Genomic DNA, 21,003 nt, shown 5'->3' with positions numbered 1-21,003 from the left:
GGCGCACTGGGCGCGTACGAGCTCCAGCAGCACGCTCCGCTGTTCCGCCACCGCGAGGGAGGCGAGCCGGTCAGCGAGCGCGTTGTCGCCGGTGGCACCGGACTGGGCGATCCTGCGTCGTGCCGGTTGGCGGGTGAGGTTCGACAGCAACGGGAGCACGGTGCCGGTGCCCTGCGACGTGAGGTCGAGGCGAGCCGCGATCAGCAGGGCGGCGCCGAGGGTGGCCGCGGCGTCCAGCAGGGCGAGGCCGTCGTCCCCGGTGAGCGGCGCAAGACCCTGCCGGGCCAGGCGCCGGTGGTCCGCATCCGCCAGCGTGCCGGCCATGCCGCCATCCCCGACCTGCCACGGACCCCACGCCAGCGACGTCGCGGGCAGACCTTGACCCTGACGGTACGCGGCCAGCGCGTCCAGGAACGTGTTGGCGGCGGCGTAGTTCCCCTGACCGGCGTTGCCCCAGATCCCGGCCACCGACGAGAACAGCACAAAGGATTCGAGCTCACGGTCGCGGGTCAGCTCATGCAGGTTCCACGCGCCGTCGACCTTGGGCCGCAGCACCGCGTCGAACCGCTCCGAGGTCTGCGCCCCCAGCACGGCATCGTCGAGAACACCCGCCGTGTGCAACACGCCGCGCACCGGCACCCCGGCCAGCAGAGCCGCCAGCTGGTCGCGGTCGGCCACATCGCCGGCCCTGATGTCCACGGAAGTCCCCGCCGCCGCCAGCTCGGCCGCCAGCGCGACCTGCCCCGGAGCCGCCGGACCCCGCCGGCTCAGCAACAGTTGATTCTCCACCCCGGCGAGGTGCCGGGCCACGAGCCCGCCCAGCGCACCGGACGCACCCGTGATCAGCACCGTGCCGCCCGGGCCGGCCGTGACCGGCAGCGTCAGCACGACCTTGCCGACGTTGCGGGCCTGGCTCAGGTATCGGAACGCCTCCGGCGCACGCCGCACATCCCAGCAGGAGACCGGCAGCGGCCGCAGCACACCACGCCCGAACAGGTCGGTCAGCGCCGCGAACATCCTGGCGAGCTCACCGGGTTCGCAGTCGAGCAGGTCGAACGCCTGATAACCGAGTCCGTCGTGGTCCAGGGCGACCTGCCGCGGGTCGCGGATGTCGGTCTTGCCCATCTCCACGAACCGGCCACCGGGTCCGGCCGCCAGCCGCAGCGACGCGTCCACGAACTCCCCGGCGAGGGAGTCCAGGACCACGTCGACACCACGGCCGTCGTTCGCCGCCCGGAAAGCGTCCTCGAACGCGACGGTGCGCGAGGAGGCGATCTGACCGGCCGGCACCCCGAGGTCGGCGAGCACCGGCCACTTCGACGGACTCGCCGTGGCGAACACGCGGGCGCCCAGGTGCTGAGCCAGTTGCACGGCGGCGATGCCCACGCCACCGGCCGCCGCGTGGATGAGGATCGACTCGTCCCGCCGCAGTCCGGCGAGTTCCACGAGGGCGTACCAGGCGGTCAGGTAGACGACGGGCGCCGCCGCGGCCTGGGCCCAGGTCCAGCCCTGCGGCACCGGTGCCAGCAGCCGCGCGTCGGTCACCGCGTCCGGCGTGAACGCGCCCGTGAACAGGCCCATCACCCGGTCGCCGGGCCGGAACCCAGTAACCTCCGAACAGACCTCGGTCACCACACCGGCGCCCTCAAGACCCAGCAGCCCGGCATCCCCGGGATACATGCCCAGCGTGTTCAGCACATCGCGGAAGTTCACCCCGGCGGCGCGCAGTGCCACCCGGACCTCGCCGGCACCGAGCGGCGCCGTGGCGATCGGGTGCAGCGTCAGGTTCTCGAGTGTCCCGCGCTCCGTGAATTCGAGGCGCCAGGTGCCCGTACCGTGCGGAACCGGCAGTGCGGGGGTCGCCCGCGTCAGCCGCGGCACCCGGATCTCACCCTGGCGGATGGCGAACTCCGGCTCGCCGAGCCGGAGCCCGGCACCCAGCCGGGCGGCATCCCTGGCCGGGGAGCCGACGTCGGCGAGAACGAACCGGCCGGGATTCTCCGCTGTGGCGACCCGGATGAGCCCGAGCACTGCGGCCGACGCCGGATCCGGCGTCAGCCCGGCGCCGACCGCCCGGGACGTCACGACGACGAGCTTCGCGTCGGCGAGCGCCTCGGCGGCAAGCCATTCCTGGAGAAGCTCCAACGTGGACGAAACCAGCAGATGTGCCGTCTGCGCGGCGTTGAGCGAGGTGTCCGGAATGCAGGGCAGCACGACGACCTCGGGCACGGGTAGCCCCGCCGCCACCGCCGCCGCCAGCTCGGCCACACCCGGGTAACGGGCCGAGCCGGGCAGATCCGGTCCGGCGCCCAGGACGGCCCAGCCGTCGGTGCTCGCGTCGTCGTCGGCGCGGGCGGGGACCCAGTCGACCTCGAACAGCGCTTCCCGGCTCACCGCGGTGGCGGCGCCGGTGGAGAGTTCGCGCAGCGTCAGCGATCCGACCGAGACGATCGTATGGGCGTTCGCGTCCGTGAGGGTCACCGACCAGGCGTCACCCGTACCGGCCGGTGCGAGCCGCACCCGCGCCGCGACGGCTCCGGTCGCGTGGATCACGACGTCGGTCCACGCGAAGGGGACCAGCGGGCCGGTCTCGGCGCGCTGGTCGAGACCGAGCAGGTGCAGGGCGGCGTCCAGCAGGACCGGGTGGGCGGTGTACCCGTCCACGGCCAGGCTCTCGTCCAGACCGACCTCGACGAAGATCTCGTCGTCCCGGCGCCATGCCCGGCCGGCCGCCCGGAACAGCGGACCGTACGCGAGCCCCGAGCGGGCGAGCGCCGGATAGAGATCGGCCAGGTCCTGCTCCACCGCGTTCGCCGGCGGCCACACCGCCGGCTCCGGTGCTCCCGGTGTCTCCTGCGCGTCCGCGAGCACACCCGCGGCGTGCCGGGTCCACGGTGCGGCCGGGCCGGCGTCCCCGGGCTGGGAGTAGATCGCGACGTCACCGCCGTTGGTGACGGTGACCTGGATCCGGGCCGTGGCGTGCAGGCCCGGCAGGGTGAGCGGGCTTTCGATGACCAGTTCGGCGAGCCTGCCGCGCCCGGCCTCGTCGCCGGCGTTCACGGCCAGCTCGACCAGGGCGGCGCCGGGCACCACGATCTGCCCGGCGACGATGTGGTCGGCCAGCCACGGCTGGGTGGCCGGTGCCAGCAGCCCGGTCAGGATCACCCCGTCCCCACCGGCCATGCTCACCCGCGCGGCGAGCAGCGGGTGGGCCGCGGTGGTCTGTCCGAGCCCGGCGGCGTCGGAATTCCCGTTGCCAGCGTTCAGCCAGAACCGCTCCCGGTGGAACGCGTAGGTGGGCAGGTCGACCCGGCGAGCACCGGACCCGGCGAACAGCGTCGCCCAGTCCACAAACCCACCCCGCACATGCACCCGCGCAACAGCCGTAACCACCGTCACGGGTTCATCGCGGTCGCGGCGCAACCCCGGAACCCAAGCCTCATCACCAGTGTTGGTGCGCTCCCCCATCGCGGTCAGGACCGCATCCGGGCCGATCTCAACAAACGTACGCACACCGACCGCACGCATCCCGTCGACCGCGTCACCGAAACGAACAGCCTCACGAACCTGACGCACCCAGTAACCCGGATCCGTCCACTCGTCAGTCACAGCCTCGCCGGTAACCGTCGAAATCGCCGCGATCGTTGGCGCCGCATACGACACCGAACCGGTCACCCCAGCGAACTCGGCCAGCATCGGCTCCATCAACGACGAGTGGAACGCATGCGACACCCGCAGCCGCTTCGACCGCTCAAAACGACCGGCTGCTTCGAGCACGAGATCCTCGGGTCCCGAGATGACCACCGCACGCGGACCGTTCACCGCGGCGATGTCCGCACCGTTCAGTACCGCGCGGACCTCGTCCTCATCAGCCTCTACAGCGACCATCGCGCCACCGGCCGGCAACGCCTGCATCAACCGGCCACGAGCGGCCACCACCGCACACGCGTCTTCCAACGACCACACACCAGCAACGTGCGCGGCGGCAAGTTCACCGATCGAATGCCCCGCCACCACGGCCGGGCTCACACCCCACGACTCCAGCAGGCGGAACAAGGCGACCTCGACCGCGAACAACCCGGCCTGCGCCCACTCGGTCTGATTCAGCAACTCGGCGTCATCACCACGAATGACGCTGCGCAGCTGCTCCCCGAAGACGTCACACACGGCGTCGAACGCCGACGCGAACACCGGGTAGGCCGCATACAACTCCTGGCCCATACCGAGCCGCTGCGCGCCCTGACCGGTGAACACGAAGCCGATCTCGCCCACCGTCCCGGCGACGCCGGAGACCGCGTCCGGGAGCCCGGCCAGCAGCTCGGCGCGATCCCGGCCGACCACCACGGCCCGGTGACCGAGCGCCGCCCGGGTCGTGACGAGCGACCAGGCCACGTCGGCGGGCTGAGCCTCGGGCCGGTCCCGCAGGAACTCGGCCAGCCGGCCCGCCTGGCCGTCGAGGCCGCCCCGGTTGCGGGCGGAGATCAGCCACGGGACGGCGGGCAGCGCCCGCGGCTCCGCGACCACCGGCGCCGGCTCATCGGGGGCCTGTTCCAGGATGACGTGCGCGTTCGTGCCCGAGAACCCGAACGACGACACCGCCGCCCGGCGCGGACCATCACCCGACGGCCACAGGGTCGGCTCGGTCACCAGCCGGACAGCGCCGGCTTCCCAGTCCACCTGCGAGGACGGCGCATCCACGTGCAGGGTCGCCGGGACCACGCCGTGCGACATCGCCTGCACCATCTTGATGACACCGGCGACACCGGCAGCCGCCTGCGTGTGCCCGATGTTCGACTTCACCGACCCGAGCAGCACCGGACGATCACCGTCTCGGCCCCGGCCGTACGTCGCCAGCAGCGCCTGCGCCTCGATCGGGTCACCGAGCCTCGTACCCGTACCGTGGCCCTCGATCACATCGACGTCACCGGTCCGCAGTCCCGCGTTGGCGAGCGCGCCCAGGATGACCCGCTGCTGCGACGGCCCGTTCGGAGCGGTAAGCCCATTCGAGGCACCGTCCTGGTTCACCGCGGTGCCCCGCACCACAGCCAGGATCCGGTGCCCGTTGCGCCGCGCCTCGGACAGTCGCTCCATCACCAGGACGCCGACACCCTCACCCCAGCCGGTGCCGTCGGCCGCGTCCGCGTACGCCTTGCAGCGCCCGTCGGCAGCCAGGCCACGCTGGCGGGAGAACTCCACGAACGTTCCGGGTGTCGCCATCACGGTCACGCCACCGACCAAGGCGAGCGAGCACTCCCCGGACCGCAGCGCCTGACCCGCGAGGTGCATCGCCACGAGCGACGACGAGCACGCGGTGTCGACGGTGACAGCCGGGCCTTCGAGGCCGAGGGCGTACGCCACCCGCCCGGAAGCCACCCCACCGGACCCGCCGGTGCTCAGATAGCCCCCGACCTCATCGGGCAGCACCGCGCCGACGCCGTAGTCGTGATAGATCAGCCCAGCGAACACCCCGGTGGCACTGCCGTGCAGCGACCCCGGGTCGATCCCGGCATCCTCGAGGGCCTCCCACGACGTCTCCAGCAGGAGCCGCTGCTGCGGGTCCATGGCCAGCGCCTCACGCGGCGAGATCCCGAAGAACTCGGCGTCGAACACCGCGGCGCCGTCGAGGAAGGCGCCCTGCGAGGCATAGCTCTTCCCGGCCGCTTCCGGGTCGAGGTCGACCACGTCGCGCCACAACGGGCCGCGGTCGTCGGGGAAGGCCGACACGGTGTCCGTACCCGAGGTCAGCAGGTCCCAGAACTCATCCGGTGAGCCCACGCCGCCGGGGAAGCGGCAGCCCATGCCGACGATGACGAGTTCGTCGCCGTCAGCGGTCGCCACGGCCGCCGGGGTGGGCGCCGCCGGTTGCGCGTCCCCGCCGGCCAGGTCGGTGAGCAGGAATCGCGCGAGGGTGGCCGGGGTCGGGTAGTCGAAGACAAGGGTGGCGGGCAGCCGCAGCCCGGTGACGTCGTTGAGCCGGTTGCGCAGTTCGAGCGCCGTCAGCGAGTCGATACCCAGGTCCTTGAACGAGTCCCGGGCGTTGACGGCCTCCGCGCCGGGCAGTCCCAGCACCAGCGCCGCCTGCACCTGGATCAGGTCGACCAGCGACTTCTCCCGCTCGCCGTCGGGCAGCGCGGCGAGCCGGTCCGCCAGCGTGTTGCCGGCGGCCACGGCAGGACCGACCTTCCGGCGGCCGGTGCGCTGCACCACTGTGGACAGCAGCGGCGGAACGGTTCCGGTTGCCAGCAACGAGGCCGGGTCGAGCCGGGCCGGGATCAGCAGGGACGTGCCGGCAGCGGCGGCGGCGTCCAGCAGGGCGAGGCCGTCGTCCCCGGTGAGCGGTGCGAGCCCTTGCCCGGCCAGCCGCCGCCGGTCGGCGTCGGTGAGCGCTGCCGCCATGCCACCCTGCCACGGACCCCAGGCAAGCGAAACGGCAGCCAGACCCTGACCCTGACGGTACGCGGCCAGCGCGTCCAGGAACGTGTTGGCGGCCGCATAATTCCCCTGACCCGCGTTGCCCCAGATCCCGGCCACCGACGAGAACAGCACAAACGATTCGAGCTCACCGTCACGGGTCAGCTCATGCAGGTTCCACGCGCCGTCGACCTTGGGCCGCAGCACCGCGTCGAACCGCTCCGAGGTCTGCGCCCCCAGCACGGCATCGTCGAGAACACCCGCCGTGTGCAACACGCCGCGCACCGGCACCCCGGCCAGCAGAGCCGCCAGCTGGTCGCGGTCGGCCACATCGCCGGCCCTGATGTCCACGGAAGTCCCCGCCGCCGCCAGCTCGGCCGCCAGCGCGACCTGCCCCGGAGCCGCCGGACCCCGCCGGCTCAGCAACAGTTGATTCTCCACCCCGGCGAGGTGCCGGGCCACGAGCCCGCCCAGCGCACCGGACGCACCCGTGATCAGCACCGTGCCACCCGGGCCGGCCGTGACCGGCAACGTCAGCACGACCTTGCCGACGTTGCGCGCCTGACTCAGGTGCCGGAACGCCTCCGGCGCACGCCGCACATCCCACGCGGCCACCGGCAACGGCCGCAGCACGCCCTCGGCGAACAGGCCGGTCAGTGCCATGAACATCTCGGCGATCCGGTCAGGGTCCGTGTCGAGCAGATCGAACGCCCGGTACGCGAGCCCGTCGTGATCCGCGGCGACCCGTCCCGCCTCCCGGACATCGGTCTTGCCCATCTCCACGAACCGGCCACCGGATCCCGCCGCCAGCCGCAGCGACGCGTCCACGAACTCCCCCGCCAGGGAATCCAGCACCACGTCGACACCGCGGCCGCCGGTTGCCGTACGGAAAGCGGCTTCGAAGTCCAGGGTGCGCGAGGACGCGACGTGGGTCGCGGGCAGGCCGAGCCCGTGCAGCACCGGCCACTTCCCCGGGCTCGCCGTGCCGAGGACCTCGGCGCCCAGGTGCCGGGCGAGCTGGACGGCGGCGATCCCGACACCACCGGCGGCGGCGTGGATCAGGATGGTCTCGCCGTCGCGGAGACCGGCCAGGTCCACCAGGGCGTAGTAGGCGGTCAGGAACACCACGGGCGCGGCGGCGGCCTCGGCCAGGGTCCACCCGGCCGGAACCGGTGCCAGCAGCCGCGCATCGGTCACCGCGTCCGGCGTGAACGCGCCCGTGAACAGGCCCATCACCCGGTCGCCGGGCCGGAACCCAGTAACCTCCGAACCGACCTCGGTCACCACACCGGCGCCCTCAAGACCCAGCAACCCGGCATCCCCGGGATACATACCCAACGTGTTCAGCACATCGCGGAAGTTCACCCCCGCGGCCCGCAGCGCCACCCGGACCTCGCCGGCACCCAGCGACGCCGTGGCGATCGGGTGCAGCGTCAGGTTCTCCAGCGTCCCGCGCTCCGTGAATTCCAGTCGCCAGCCGCCGGCGGGGACGGCCAGTGCCGTGCTCGCCCGGACCAGCCGGGGCACCACGACCTCGCCGTGCCGGATGGCGAACTCCGGTTCCCCGGACCGCAGTCCCCGGCTCAGCAGCGGCTGAACCTCGGCGAGGCCGGCCGCGTTCTCCACATCGGCCAGCGCGAACCGGCCGGGGTTCTCCCCGATGGCAACCCGCAGCAGACCCGGCACGGTGGCCGCTGCCGGCTCCGGCAGCACCCCGGGACCGGCGTTCACGGCCCGCTCGGTCACGACGAGAAGACGCGCCCCGGCAAGGCTTTCATTCTCCAGCCAGGCCTGCACGGCGTGCAGAGTGGCGACGGCCAGTTCACCGGCCGTCTGGTCGGCGGACGGGCAGGGAAGCACCACCACGTCGGGTACGGGTGCCCCGCCGGCGACGGCAGCGACCAGCTCCGCCACGTCGGCGTAGCGGTCGGCACCCGTCAAGCCGCCGGAGCCGAGCACGGCCCAGCGCTCGGTGAGCGCCGTACCCGCATCGGCAGGTCGCAGCGGCCGCCAGTTGATCTCGAACAGTGCTTCCTGACCGATGCCGGTGTCCGTACCGGTCCCGGCGGCCGGCAGCGCCCGCAGGACGAGCGACCCCACCGACGCGATGAGCGCGCCGGTGTCGTCGGTGACCGTGACCGAGACCCCGTCACCGGAGCTCGCGGGCGCCAGCCGGACCCGGGCCGCGGTGGCCCCGGTGGCGTGCACGACGATGTCGGTCCACGCGAACGGGACCGACGGACCGCCGTCGGAGTCCTGACCGAGCAGGTGCAGCGCGGCGTCCAGCAGGGCCGGGTGAACGCCGAAACCCGACACGCTGACGTCGTCGCCGAGCGCGATCTCGGCGAAGAGCTCGTCGCCGCGCCGCCAGGCCTTCGCCACACCCTGGAACACCGGACCGTACGCGAGCCCGGACCGGGCCAGCGCGGGGTAGAGATCGGTGACGTCCTGCTCGGTACCCCCTGCCGGGGGCCAGCTGTCGATCCCGGCGGGCGCGTCGTCCCCGGCGGACGCGTCGTCCCCGGCGGACGCGTCGTCCCCGGCGGGCGCCAGGACACCGAGGGCGTTCCGCGTCCACCGGCCCGGCGTCGTGGTGTCCTCGGCCTGGGAGTGGATCGCGACCGAGCTGTGCCCGGCGTCGTCGGTGTCCCCCACGGTGATCTGCACCCGGACGCCGCCGCGGGCGGGCAGGACGAGCGGCGCTTCGATGACGAGCTCAGCGACCCGGCCGAGACCGGCTCCGTCGCCCGCCCGGACCGCCATCTCCACCAGGGCCGTCCCCGGCACCACGACCTGCCCCGCCACCACGTGGTCCGCCAGCCACGGCTGGGTCGTCAGTGACAGCCTGCCGGTCAGCATCAGGCCACCGTCGGCGGCCATCGTCAGGCTCGCACCGAGCAGCGAGTGGGCCGCACCGGTCTGCCCGAACCCGGCCGGGTCCGTGCCACCGGTCGCGGCGTTGAGCCAGAACCGCTGATGGCTGAACGCGTAGGTGGGCAGCGCGACCCGGCGAGCACCGGACCCGGCAAAAAGCTTCGCCCAGTCCACAAACCCGCCCCGCACATGCACCCGCGCAACAGCCGACACGACCGTCAAAGGCTCATCCCGCTCCCGGCGCAAAGCCGAAACCCAAGCCTCATCACCGGTGTTGGTGCGCTCCCCCATCGCAGTCAGGACCGCATCCGGCCCCACCTCAACAAACGTACGCACACCCGCCGCACGCATCCCGTCGACCGCGTCACCAAACCGAACGGCCTCACGAACCTGACGCACCCAATAACCCGGATCCGACCACTCGTCAGTCACAGCCCGGCCGGTAACCGTCGAAATCGCCGCGATCGTCGGCGCCGCATACGACACCGAACCGGTCACCCCAGCGAACTCCGCCAGCATCGGCTCCATCAACGACGAATGGAACGCATGCGACACCCGCAACCGCTTCGACCGCTCAAAACGACCAGCTGCTTCGAGCACGAGATCCTCGGGCCCCGAGATGACCACCGCACGCGGACCATTCACCGCCGCGATGTCCGCACCGTTCAGAACCGCACGAACCTCAGCCTCATCAGCCTCTACAGCAACCATCGCACCGCCGGTCGGCAACGCCTGCATCAACCGGCCACGAGCCGCCACCACCACACACGCGTCCTCAAGGGACCACACACCAGCAACGTGCGCGGCGGCAAGTTCACCAATCGAATGCCCCGCCACCACCGCCGGACTGACACCCCACGACTCCAGCAGGCGGAACAAAGCGACCTCAACCGCGAACAACCCAGCCTGCGCCCACTCCGTCTGATTCAACAACTCAGCGTCATCACCACGAATGACACTCCGCAGCTGCTCCCCGAAGACGTCACACACAGCATCGAAAGCCGACGCGAACACCGGGTAAGCCGCATACAACTCCTGGCCCATCCCCAGCCGCTGCGCACCCTGACCGGTGAACACGAACCCGACCTTGCCCACTGTCCCGGCGACGCCGGAGATCGCGTCCGAGATCCCCGCCAGCAACTCGGCACGGTCGCGGCCCAGCACGACGGCCCGGTCGGACAGCTGAGCGCGGGTCGTCGCCAGCGACCAGCCGACGTCCACCGCGTCGAGGTCCGGCGCGTACCCGGTCAGCCGCTGCGCCTGCGCGGTCAGTCCCTCAGGGCCGCGGGCCGAGATCAGCCACGGCACCACCGGCAACGCCCGCGGCTCCTCGACGGCCGCCGGCTGCTCGTCGGGTGCCTGCTCCAGGATGACGTGGGCGTTGGTCCCGGAGAAGCCGAACGATGACACGGCAGCCCGGCGCGGGCCGTCACCCGAGGGCCAGCGCATCGCCGAGGTCACCAGCCGCACCGCGCCGGAGCTCCAGTCCACATGCGACGTTGCCTCGTCGACGTGCAGCGTGGCCGGCACGATGCCGTGCGCCATCGCCTGCACCATCTTGATCACGCCGGCCACACCGGCAGCGGCCTGCGTGTGCCCGATGTTCGACTTCACGGACCCGAGCAGCACCGGACGATCACTGTCCCGGCCCTGACCGTACGTCGCCAGCAGCGCTTCGGCCTCGATCGGATCGCCGAGCCTCGTTCCCGTACCGTGGCCCTCGATAACGTCGATGTCACCCGGCGCCAGGCCCGCACTGGCCAGCGCCGAGGTGATGACGCGCTGCTGCGAGGGCCCGTTCGGGGCGGTCAGCCCGTTGGAAGCACCGTCCTGGTTGACGGCGGTGCCCCGCACGACGGCAAGGATCCGATGACCGTTGCGGCGCGCGTCGGAGAGCCGCTCCACCACGAGTACGCCGACGCCCTCACCCCAGCCGGTGCCGTCGGCCGCGTCCGCGTACGCCTTGCAGCGCCCGTCGGCGGCGAGCCCACGCTGGCGGGAGAACTCCACGAACGTTCCCGGTGTCGCCATGACCGTGACCCCGCCGACGAGCGCCAGGGAGCACTCGCCCGAGCGCAGTGCCTGACCGGCCAGGTGCAGCGCGACCAGCGACGACGAGCACGCGGTGTCGACGGTGACGGCCGGGCCTTCGAGGCCGAGGGCGTACGCCACCCGCCCGGAAGCCACCCCGCCGGAGCCGCCCGTGCTGACGTACCCCTCGACCTCATCGGGCAGCACGCCGCCGACGCCGTAGTCGTGGTAGATCAGACCGGCGTACACGCCCGTGGCACTGCCGTGCAGCGTCCCCGGGTCGATCCCGGCGTCCTCGAGGGCCTCCCACGACGTCTCCAGCAGGAGCCGCTGCTGCGGGTCCATGGCCAGCGCCTCACGCGGCGAGATCCCGAAGAACTGGGCGTCGAAGTCGCCGGCGTCGTAGAGGAACGCGCCCTCGCGGGCGTGGCTCTTGCCCGGCGCGGCCGGATCCGGGTCGAACGCGTCGTCCCACAGCGGGCCGCGGTCCTGGGGGAACGGCGCGACAGTGTCGGTCCCGGCGGCGACCAGGTCCCAGAAGTCGCCGGCGGAGCCGACCCCGCCCGGGAACCGGCAGCCGATGCCCACGATGACGAGTTCGTCGCCGTCGGGCTGACCCGCCGGACGGGTGCCGGCAACCGCCGGGCCGGTCGTCACGGTGGTGTCCGGGAGGAGGTTCACGAGCAGGAACCCGGCCAGCAGCGCCGGTGTCGGGTAGTCGAAGACGACGCCGGCCGGCAACCGCAGGCCGGTCAGGGTGATCAGCCGGTTCCGGAGCTCGACCCCGGTCAGCGAGTCGATGCCGAGATCCTTGAACGCGCGGGTGCCTTCGACGGCTTCGGGGCCGGACATGCCGAGGACGAGGGCGACCTGGGCGCGGACGAGATCGCGCACGGCTTCGTCGCGGGCGGGTGCGGGCAGGGAGGCGAGCCGGTCGGCGAACGTACCGGTGCCGTCGGTCTGTGCCGCTCCTGCAGCGCGGCGGGCGGCACCCGGCGCGGCGGCGGTGACCAGGCCTGCCAGCAGGGAAGGCACCGAACCGCCGAGTCGGCGCGGGTTCAGGTTGAGCCGGGAACCGATGAGCAGCGGCTGGGCGAGGCCCGCCGCGGCGTCCAGGACGGCGAGTCCGTCGGCGCCGGGCAGCGGCAGCAGACCCTGCCGGGCCATGCGCTGCCAGTCGGCGTCGGCGAGCGCCGCGGTCATGCCCGGGGCGGCCGGGTCGTCGAGCTGCCACGGGCCCCATGCCACCGAGGTGGCGGGCAGTCCGGCGCGGCGGCGGTGCGCGGCGAGTGCGTCCAGGAACGTGTTCGCGGCGGCGTACCCGGCCTGGCCCGGGTTGCCCCAGATCCCGGACACCGAGGAGAACAGCACGAACCGGTCGATGGTCAGGTGTTTCGTGAGGCGGTGCAGGTTCCAGGCACCGTCGGCCTTGGGCGTGAGCACCGTCGCGAGCTTGTCCGGTGTCAGGGCGGGCAGGACACCGTCGTCCAGGCTGCCCGCCGCGTGGATCACGGTCCGCAGCGGCGTCCCGGTGGGCACGGCGGCGAGCACCGCGGCGAGCTGGGCGGTGTCGGCGACGTCCGCGGTGACCGACCGGACGCCGACACCCGCGCTGGCGAGGTCGGCGGCGAGGGTGGCCGTCGTGGGTGCCGACGGTCCGCGCCGGGACACCAGCACCAGGTTCTCCGCCTGGCCCTGGGTGGCGAGGTGCCGTGCGACCAGCGCACCCAGCGCGCCGGAGGCGCCGGTGAGCAGGGCGGTGCCGGGGGAACCGGCCGGCGCGGGCAGGGTGAGCACGACCTTGCCGACGTTGCGGGCCTGGCTCAGGTGCCGGAACGCGTCGGGTGCCTGGCGGACGTCCCAGCAGGTCACCGGCAGCGGCGGCAGCGTCCCGTCGGCGAACAGCCCGCTCAGTGCGGCCAGCATGTCCGCGATCGTGCCGGGGTCGAGTTCGAGCAGGTCGAACGCGTTGTAGCGCAGGCCGTCATGGTCGGCGGCGACCTGCCCGGCGGCGCGGACGTCGGTCTTGCCGATCTCGACGAACCGGCCGCCCGCCCCGGCCGCCAGCCGCAGCGAGGCGTCGACGAACTCCCCCGCCAGCGAGTCCAGGACGACGTCGACACCGGCGCCACCGGTGGCTTCCCGGAACCGGGCCTCGAAGTCGACCGTGCGCGAGGAGGCCAGGTGCGCGTCGTCCAGTCCGAGTTCGCGCACCCGCGGCCATTTGCCGGGGCTGGCCGTGCCGTAGACATCGGCCCCGAGGTGCCGGGCCAGGTGCACGGCCGCCGTGCCGACCCCACCCGCCGCGGCATGGATCAGCACGGACTCGCCCGCCCGCAGCCCGGCGATGGAGACCAGGGCGTGCCAGGCGGTGAGATAGACGACGGGTACGGCTGCCGCCTCGGCCGCCGTCCAGCCGGCGGGCACCGGCGTGACCAGCCGGGCGTCGGTGACGGCGACCGGGCCGAACGCTCCGTCGAACAGACCCATGACCAGGTCGCCGGGGCGTACGGCGGTGACGTCCGCGCCGGTCTCGAGGACGACTCCGGCGCCTTCGAGACCGAGCAGACCGGGGTCGCCGGGGTACATGCCGAGCACGTTCAGGACGTCCCGGAAGTTCACCCCGGCCGCCCGCAGGCCCACGCGGACCTCACCGGCTTCCAGTCGCCGGGTACGCGCATCGGTCGGGATCAGGCTGACGTTGCCGAGCGTTCCGCGTTCGGCGACGTCGAGGCGCCAGGCGTCCGCCGCCGGGACGGCCAGACCGGGAGCCACCTCGGCGACCCGGGGCATCAGCAGTTCCCCGGCCCGGACCGCGAGCTGTGCTTCGCCCTGGGCCACCGCGGCGGGCAGGGAGCCGGTGGACGTCGCGTCACCGTCAAGGTCGACCAGCACGATCCGGCCCGGGTATTCCGACTGGGCCGTGCGGACCAGGCCCCAGACGCCCGCGGCGGCCAGGTCCACGTCGCCCGTTCCGGTGTCGACGGCCCGCTCGGTCACGACGACCAGGCGGGAGTCGTTCAGGGCGTCGGCGGCAAGGAATTCCTGGAGTACGCCCAGAGTGTCCACGGTGATCGTCCGGACCAGCTCCGCGACGTCCTGGTCGCCGGCTCCCGGGTTGCCTGCGGTCAGCACGACAACGCCCGGGACGGGCTCGCCGCGCTCGATCGCCGCCAGCAGCGTGGCAACCGTGGTGTCACCGGTCAGCGTCGTCCACTGTTCCTGATCCGGTGCGGGCGAGGCGGTGCCGGCTGGAACCCAGTCAAGCCCGTAGAGGGCGTCCCCGGTCACCGCGCCGGCAGCCGGGAGCGGACGCAGCACCAGCGACGCGACGGTCGCGATCAGTCCGCCGCTCTGGTCGGCCAGGGTCACCGACAGGCCGTCCCGCCCCGCTGCGGGTGCGACCCGGACCCGGGCCGTGCCGGCGCCGGTGGCGTGCAGCACGACGTCGTTCCACGCGAACGGCAGCAGCGGTCGGGGGCGGCCCCGCTCGTCCCGGTCGCCACCGGCGATCAGCTGCAGGGCGGCGTCGAGCAGGACCGGGTGCAGGCCGAACCCGGCCACCTCGGTGCCCTCGGCGAGCACGACCTCGGCGAAGACCTCGTCGCCGCGCCGCCAGCTGCGGTGCACACCCTGAAAGGCCGGGCCGTACGTCAGGCCGTGCGCGGCGAGCGTCGGGTAGAACCCGGTCAGGTCCTGTTCGACGGCGCCGGACGGCGGCCACGCGAGCAGCGCGGCGGCGGTGTCGACGTCGTCCCGGTCCGGGGCGACGGTCCCGGCCAGCACGCCGGTGACGTGGCGGGTCCACGGTCCGGCCTCGTCCTCGGGCCGGGAGTGGATCGCCAGTTCCCGGTCGCCGTCCGGGCCGGGCACCCCGGCGGTCACCCGGATCTGCAGCGCGCCGCGCGCCGGCAGCACCATCGGGACGCCGATGATCATCTCGGCGAGCCGCGCCGCACCGGCCTCGTCGCCCGCGCGGACGGCCAGCTCGGCCAGGGCCGCGCCGGGCACGATGACCTGACCGGCGACGACATGGTCGGCGAGCCACGGCTGGCCACCTGCCGACAACCGCCCGGTCAGCACGAGGCCACCGTCGGCGGGCAGCTCCACGGTCGCCCCGAGCAGCGGGTGCTCGGGGGTGCTCAGTCCCAGGTCCCGGGCGCGGCCCTGCGAGCGGGGGCTCAGCCAGTAGCGCTGCCGGGTGAACGCGTAGGTGGGCAGGTCGATCCGGCGCGCGCCCGAACCCGCGAACAGTGCCGACCAGTCCACCCCGCCACCGCGTACATGAAGGTGTGCGAGGGCTGTCACCGCCATCAGCGGTTCGTCCCGCTCACGGCGCAACACCGGCGCCCAGACCTCGTCCTCGGCGCTGGACCGGCTCCCCAGAGCGGTCAGCACACCATCCGGACCGATCTCAACAAACGTACGCACACCCGCCGCACGCATCCCCGCGACCGCGTCACCGAAACGAACAGCCTCACGAACCTGACGCACCCAATAACCCGGATCCGACCACTCGTCAGTAACAGCCTGACCGGTCACCGTCGACATCGCGGGAATGCGTGGCGCCGCATAGGACACCGAACCGGCCACCTCAGCGAACTCCGCCAGCATCGGCTCCATCAACGACGAATGGAACGCATGCGACACCCGCAACCGCTTCGACCGCTCAAAACGACCGGCCGCCTCAAGCACCAACTCCTCGGGCCCGGAAATGACCACCGCACCCGGCCCGTTCACCGCCGCAATGTCAACGCCGTCCAGAACCGCACGAACCTCAGCCTCGTCGGCATCAATGGAGACCATCGCACCACCGACCGGCAACGCCTGCATCAAACGGCCACGAGCGGCCACCACCGTGCACGCGTCTTCCAGCGACCACACACCGGCAACATGCGCGGCGGCGAGCTCACCAATCGAATGCCCCGCCACCACTGCCGGACTGACACCCCACGACTCCAGCAGGCGGAACAAGGCGACCTCGACCGCGAACAAGCCGGACTGCGCCCACCGGGTCTGATTCAGCAGCTCGGCATCATCACCACGGATGACGTCCTTCAGTTCCTCACCCATCACCTCGCACACCGCATCGAACGCCGACGCGAACACCGGGTAGGCCGCATACAACTCCTGACCCATACCGAGCCGCTGCGCACCCTGACCGGTGAACACGAACCCGACCTTGCCCACCGTGCCGGCGACGCCGGAGACCGGTTCGCCGCCGAGCAGCACGCTGCGGTGCGGATGCGCGGGCCGGGTGGTCGCCAGGGACCAGCCCACGTCGGCCGGATCGAGGTCCGGGCGCGCGGACACGAAGTCGTTCAGCCGCTGCGTCTGTGCGGTCAGCCCGTCGGCGTCGCGCGCCGACACGAGCCACGGCACGACCGGCAGCGACACCGGGGCGGCTGCGGGCGGCTGCTCGTCGGGTGCCTGCTCCAGGATGACGTGCGCGTTGGTGCCGCTGATCCCGAACGCCGACACACCCGCGCGACGCGGACGGCCACGCTCGGGCCAGTCCTCGTCCTCGCTCAGCAGCCGCACCGTCCCGGACGACCAGTCCACGTGGGTGGACGGCTGATCCGCGTGCAGCGTGCGCGGGAGGCGGGCGCGCTGCAGGGCCAGCACCATCTTGATGATGCCCGCGGCACCGGCGGCCCACTGGGTGTGCCCGATGTTGGACTTCACCGTGCCGAGCAGCAGCGGATGATCGGCGTCCCGGTCCCGGCCGTACGTCGCCAGCAGCGCCTGCGCCTCGATGGGGTCGCCGAGCATGGTGCCGGTCCCGTGCGCCTCGACGGCGTCCACGTCGGCGCCGGTCAGCCCGGCACCCGCCAGCGCCGCCCGGATGACGCGCTGCTGCGACGGCCCGTTCGGGGCGGTCAGCCCGTTCGACGCGCCGTCCTGGTTGACGGCGCTGCCGCGGACGACGGCGAGTACCTGGTGCCCGGCCCGGCGCGCGTCGGACAGCCGTTCGAGCAGCAGCATCCCCGCTCCCTCGGCCATGCCCATGCCGTCGGCGTCCGCGGAGAACGCCTTGCACCGCCCGTCCGAGGCGAGACCCTGCTGCCGGGTGAACCAGGTGAGCCACGACGGGGTGGCGTGCACGGTGACACCACCGGCGAGGGCCATGGTGCACTCCCCCGACCGCAGCGCCTGCACAGCGAGGTGCAGCGCCACCAGCGAGGACGAGCAGGCCGTGTCCACGGTGACCGCGGGGCCCTCGAGCCCGAACGTGTAGGAGACGCGGCCGGACATCACGCTGGTCGCGCTGCCCGTCTGCAGGTGACCCTCGAGCTCCGGGTACGAACCCGTGCCGTAGCCCGACGAGGCGGCGCCGACGAACACCCCGGTGGGCGTACCGCGCAACGCCTGCGGGTCGATGCCCGCACGCTCCAGGGCCTCCCACGACGTTTCGAGCAGCAGCCGTTGCTGGGGGTCCATCGCGAGCGCCTCACGCGGGCTGATCCCGAAGAACGCCGGGTCGAAGTCCGCCGCCGCCGTGAGGTAACCGCCGCGGGCCGCCGCGCCGTCCACGTCGCCGAGGTCCCAGCCACGGTCGGCGGGGGCGTCCGCGATCGCGTCGCCGCCGGTGGCGACGAGGTTCCACAGGCCTTCCGGGTCGCTGACGTCGCCGGGGAAACGGCAGCTCATGCCCACGATCACGATCGGGTCGCCGGTGGCGGGCGCGGGGGCCGGCGGGGGTGCCGGGGTGGCGGCGGGGGTGCCGAGCAGCTCCGCGCGTACAAAATCGGCCAGGGTTTCCGGGGTGGGGTAGTCGAAGATCAGGGTCGTCGGCAGGCGCAGCCCGGTCGCGGTGTTCAGGCGGCTGCGCAGTTCCACACCGGCGATGGAGTCGAGACCGCTCTCCTTGAAGGTGCGGTCCGGCTCGATGTCGGCGGGCCCGGTGTGGCCCAGGACGGCAGCGGCGTGGGCCTGGATCAGGGTCAGCACGTCCGGCCCGGTCATGGCGGCACCGGTCGTGGCGGCATCGGTCTGGGCAGCATCGGTCTGGGCGGTCGTTTCCGGCGCCGGTTCAAGGGTAGCCGCGGCTGCGGGGCCGGCGTCGAGCCAGAAACGCTGATGGGTGAACGCATAGGTGGGCAGGTCGATCGTGCGGGCGGCGGGGAGCACCGCCGGCCAGTCCACCGGGATCCCGCGGACGTGCACCGCCGCGAGCGCGGTCAGGATCCGGCTGTGGCCGCCCTCGTCGCGGCGCAGCGTCCCGGTCACCACCGGGTCCGAGCCCGCCTGCTCCAGGGTGGCGGTGATCGGGCCGGTCAGCACCGGATGCGGGGAGACCTCGATGAACACGCCGTAGCCGGCCCGGTCGAGGGTCTGCACGGCGCGGGCGAACTGCACCGGCGCGCGCAGGCTCGCGAACCAGTAGCCGGCGTCGGCGGTGGAGCCGTCGAGGACCTCACCCGTCATCGACGAGACCATCGTGACGGTGCCCGGTGCGGGTGTCAGTCCACCGAGGACGGAGATGACCTCGTCGCGGATGTCATCCATCCGGGGGCTGTGCGAGGCGTAGTCGACGGGCAGGATCCGCGCCCGGATGCCCTCGTTCTCCCACTGGTTCCTGAAGTCCTGCAGTGTGCCCGGCTCGCCGGAGACCACCACGGCTTCCGGGCCGTTGACCACGCTGATCGAGATGTCGCCGTCGTAGTGGGCCAGCCGCTGCTGCACGGCCTCCTCGGACGCGGCGATGGACAGCAGCCCGCCGCTGCCCGCCATCGCCCGCAACGCCCGGCTGCGCAGCGCGACAACCTTCGCGGCGTCGTCCAGGGAGAGGATGCCGGCGACGCACGCGGCGGCGATCTCGCCCTGCGAGTGCCCGACGACGGCGTCCGGTGTCACCCCGGCGGCCTGCCAGACCGCGGCGAGCGAGACCATCACGGCCCACAGCACGGGCTGCACGACGTCCACCCGGTCGAATCCGGGTGCGTCGTCGCTGCCGGCCAGGACGTCGTCCAGGCTCCACTCGACGTACGGGGACAGCGCCCGGCCGCACTCGGCCAGCCTGGCCGCGAAGACGGGTGAGGACGCCGCCAGTTCGCGGCCCATGCCGAGCCACTGCGATCCCTGACCGGGGAAGACGAACACCACCGGTGCCGCCGGGCCGGCGGTTCCGGTGACGACGGTGGCCGACGGCTGCCCGGCGGCGAGCGCCGTCAGTCCCGCGGCGAGTTCGTCCGGCCCGGACCCGATGACCACCGCGCGGTGCTCGAAGCTGGACCGCGTCGTGGCGAGGGACCAGGCGACGTCCGCCGGGTCCGCCGGGTCCGCCGTGGCAGCCTCCGCCAGCCGGGACGCCTGACCCGCCAGGCCGGCCGTCGACCGGCTGGACAGCAACCACGCCGTGGGCCCGCCCGCGGCGTCGGTGACCGGGTCGGGGGCCGGGGCGAGGTCGGGGGCCTGCTCCAGGATGACGTGGGCGTTGGTGCCGCTCAGGCCGAATGACGACACCCCCGCACGGCGGGCCCGCCCGGAGCGCGGCCACGGCCGGGTCTCCGTGAGCAGGGACAGTCCCGAGGTGGCCCAGTCGATGGCCGGACTGGGCTCGTCGATGTTCAGCGATCGGGGCAGGACGCCCTGCTGCAACGCCATGACGGTGCGGATGACCCCGGCGACACCGGCCGCCGCCTGGGTGTGGCCGAGGTTCGACTTGACCGAGCCGAGGAACAGCGGCTGTCCGGGCGTACGGTCCTCGCCGTACGTGGCGGCGAGTGCGGCGGCCTCCGTACGGTCACCGAGCGCCGTGCCGGTGCCGTGCGCCTCGACGGCGTCCACATCGGCGGTGCTCAGCCGCGCGCTCGCGAGCGCCTGACGGATCACGGCCTGCTGGGCGGCGCCGTTCGGGGCGGTGAGACCGTCGCTGGCGCCGTCGGAGTTGATGGCGCTGCCCCGCACCACGGCGAGGATCCGGTGCCCGTTGCGGATCGCGTCGGGCAGCCGTTCGAGAACGAGGATGCCGGCACCCTCGGACCAGACGGTGCCGTCGGCCGCGGCGGAGAACGCCTTCGCGCGCGCGTCGGGGGCCAGCGCCCGCATCCGGCTGAACGCCTGGAAGTGCGCCGGGGACGACATCACCGACACGCCACCGGCGATGGCCATCGTGCACTCACCGTGCCGCAGGGCCTGCGCGGCGAGGTGCAGGGCGACCAGCGAACCGGAGACGGACGTGTCGACCGTGACGGTCGGCCCGTGCAGCCCCAGCGTGTAGGAGATCCGGCCCGACATCAGGCTCGTGGTGGTGCCGGTCAGCAGGTAGGCCTCGTTCCCGTCGCGGGCCTGGGACACGCGCGGGCCGTACTCGCGGGGCTCCGCACCGACGAAGACACCGGTCCGGGTGCCGCGCAGGGCCATCGGGTCGATACCGGCCCGCTCGACCGCCTCCCAGGCCACCTCGAGCAGGTGCCGCTGCTGCGGGTCCATGGCGGTGGCCTCACGCGGCGAGATCCCGAAGAAGCCCGCGTCGAAGCCGGCGACGTCGTCGAGGAAGCCGCCCCGGTCGACGTAGCTCGTACCGGGGCGGCCCGGGCCGTCGTCGTGCAGCGCGGCCAGGTCCCAGCCCCGGTCGTCCGGGAAGGACGAGATGACGTCGCGCTCCTCGACGGCGAGCCGCCAGAGGTCCTCCGGCGAGCGGACACCGCCGGGGTAGCGGCAGCTCATGCCGACGATGGCCAG

1 pseudogene (only partly in view) is annotated in these 21,003 nt (G+C 73.0%); it reads right to left on the bottom strand.

What is annotated here, in order from left to right:
• A pseudogene (locus Ahu01nite_RS51075) lies at positions 1–21,003 on the bottom strand (SDR family NAD(P)-dependent oxidoreductase); its annotated part reaches 6,276 nt to the left of the window's first position; the annotation flags it as partial.

It is taken from the genome of Winogradskya humida, from assembly GCF_016862215.1.
In the GTDB taxonomy this organism is placed as follows: Bacteria; Actinomycetota; Actinomycetes; order Mycobacteriales; family Micromonosporaceae; genus Actinoplanes; species Actinoplanes humidus.
This window is presented reverse-complemented; position numbering and strand designations above follow the sequence as displayed.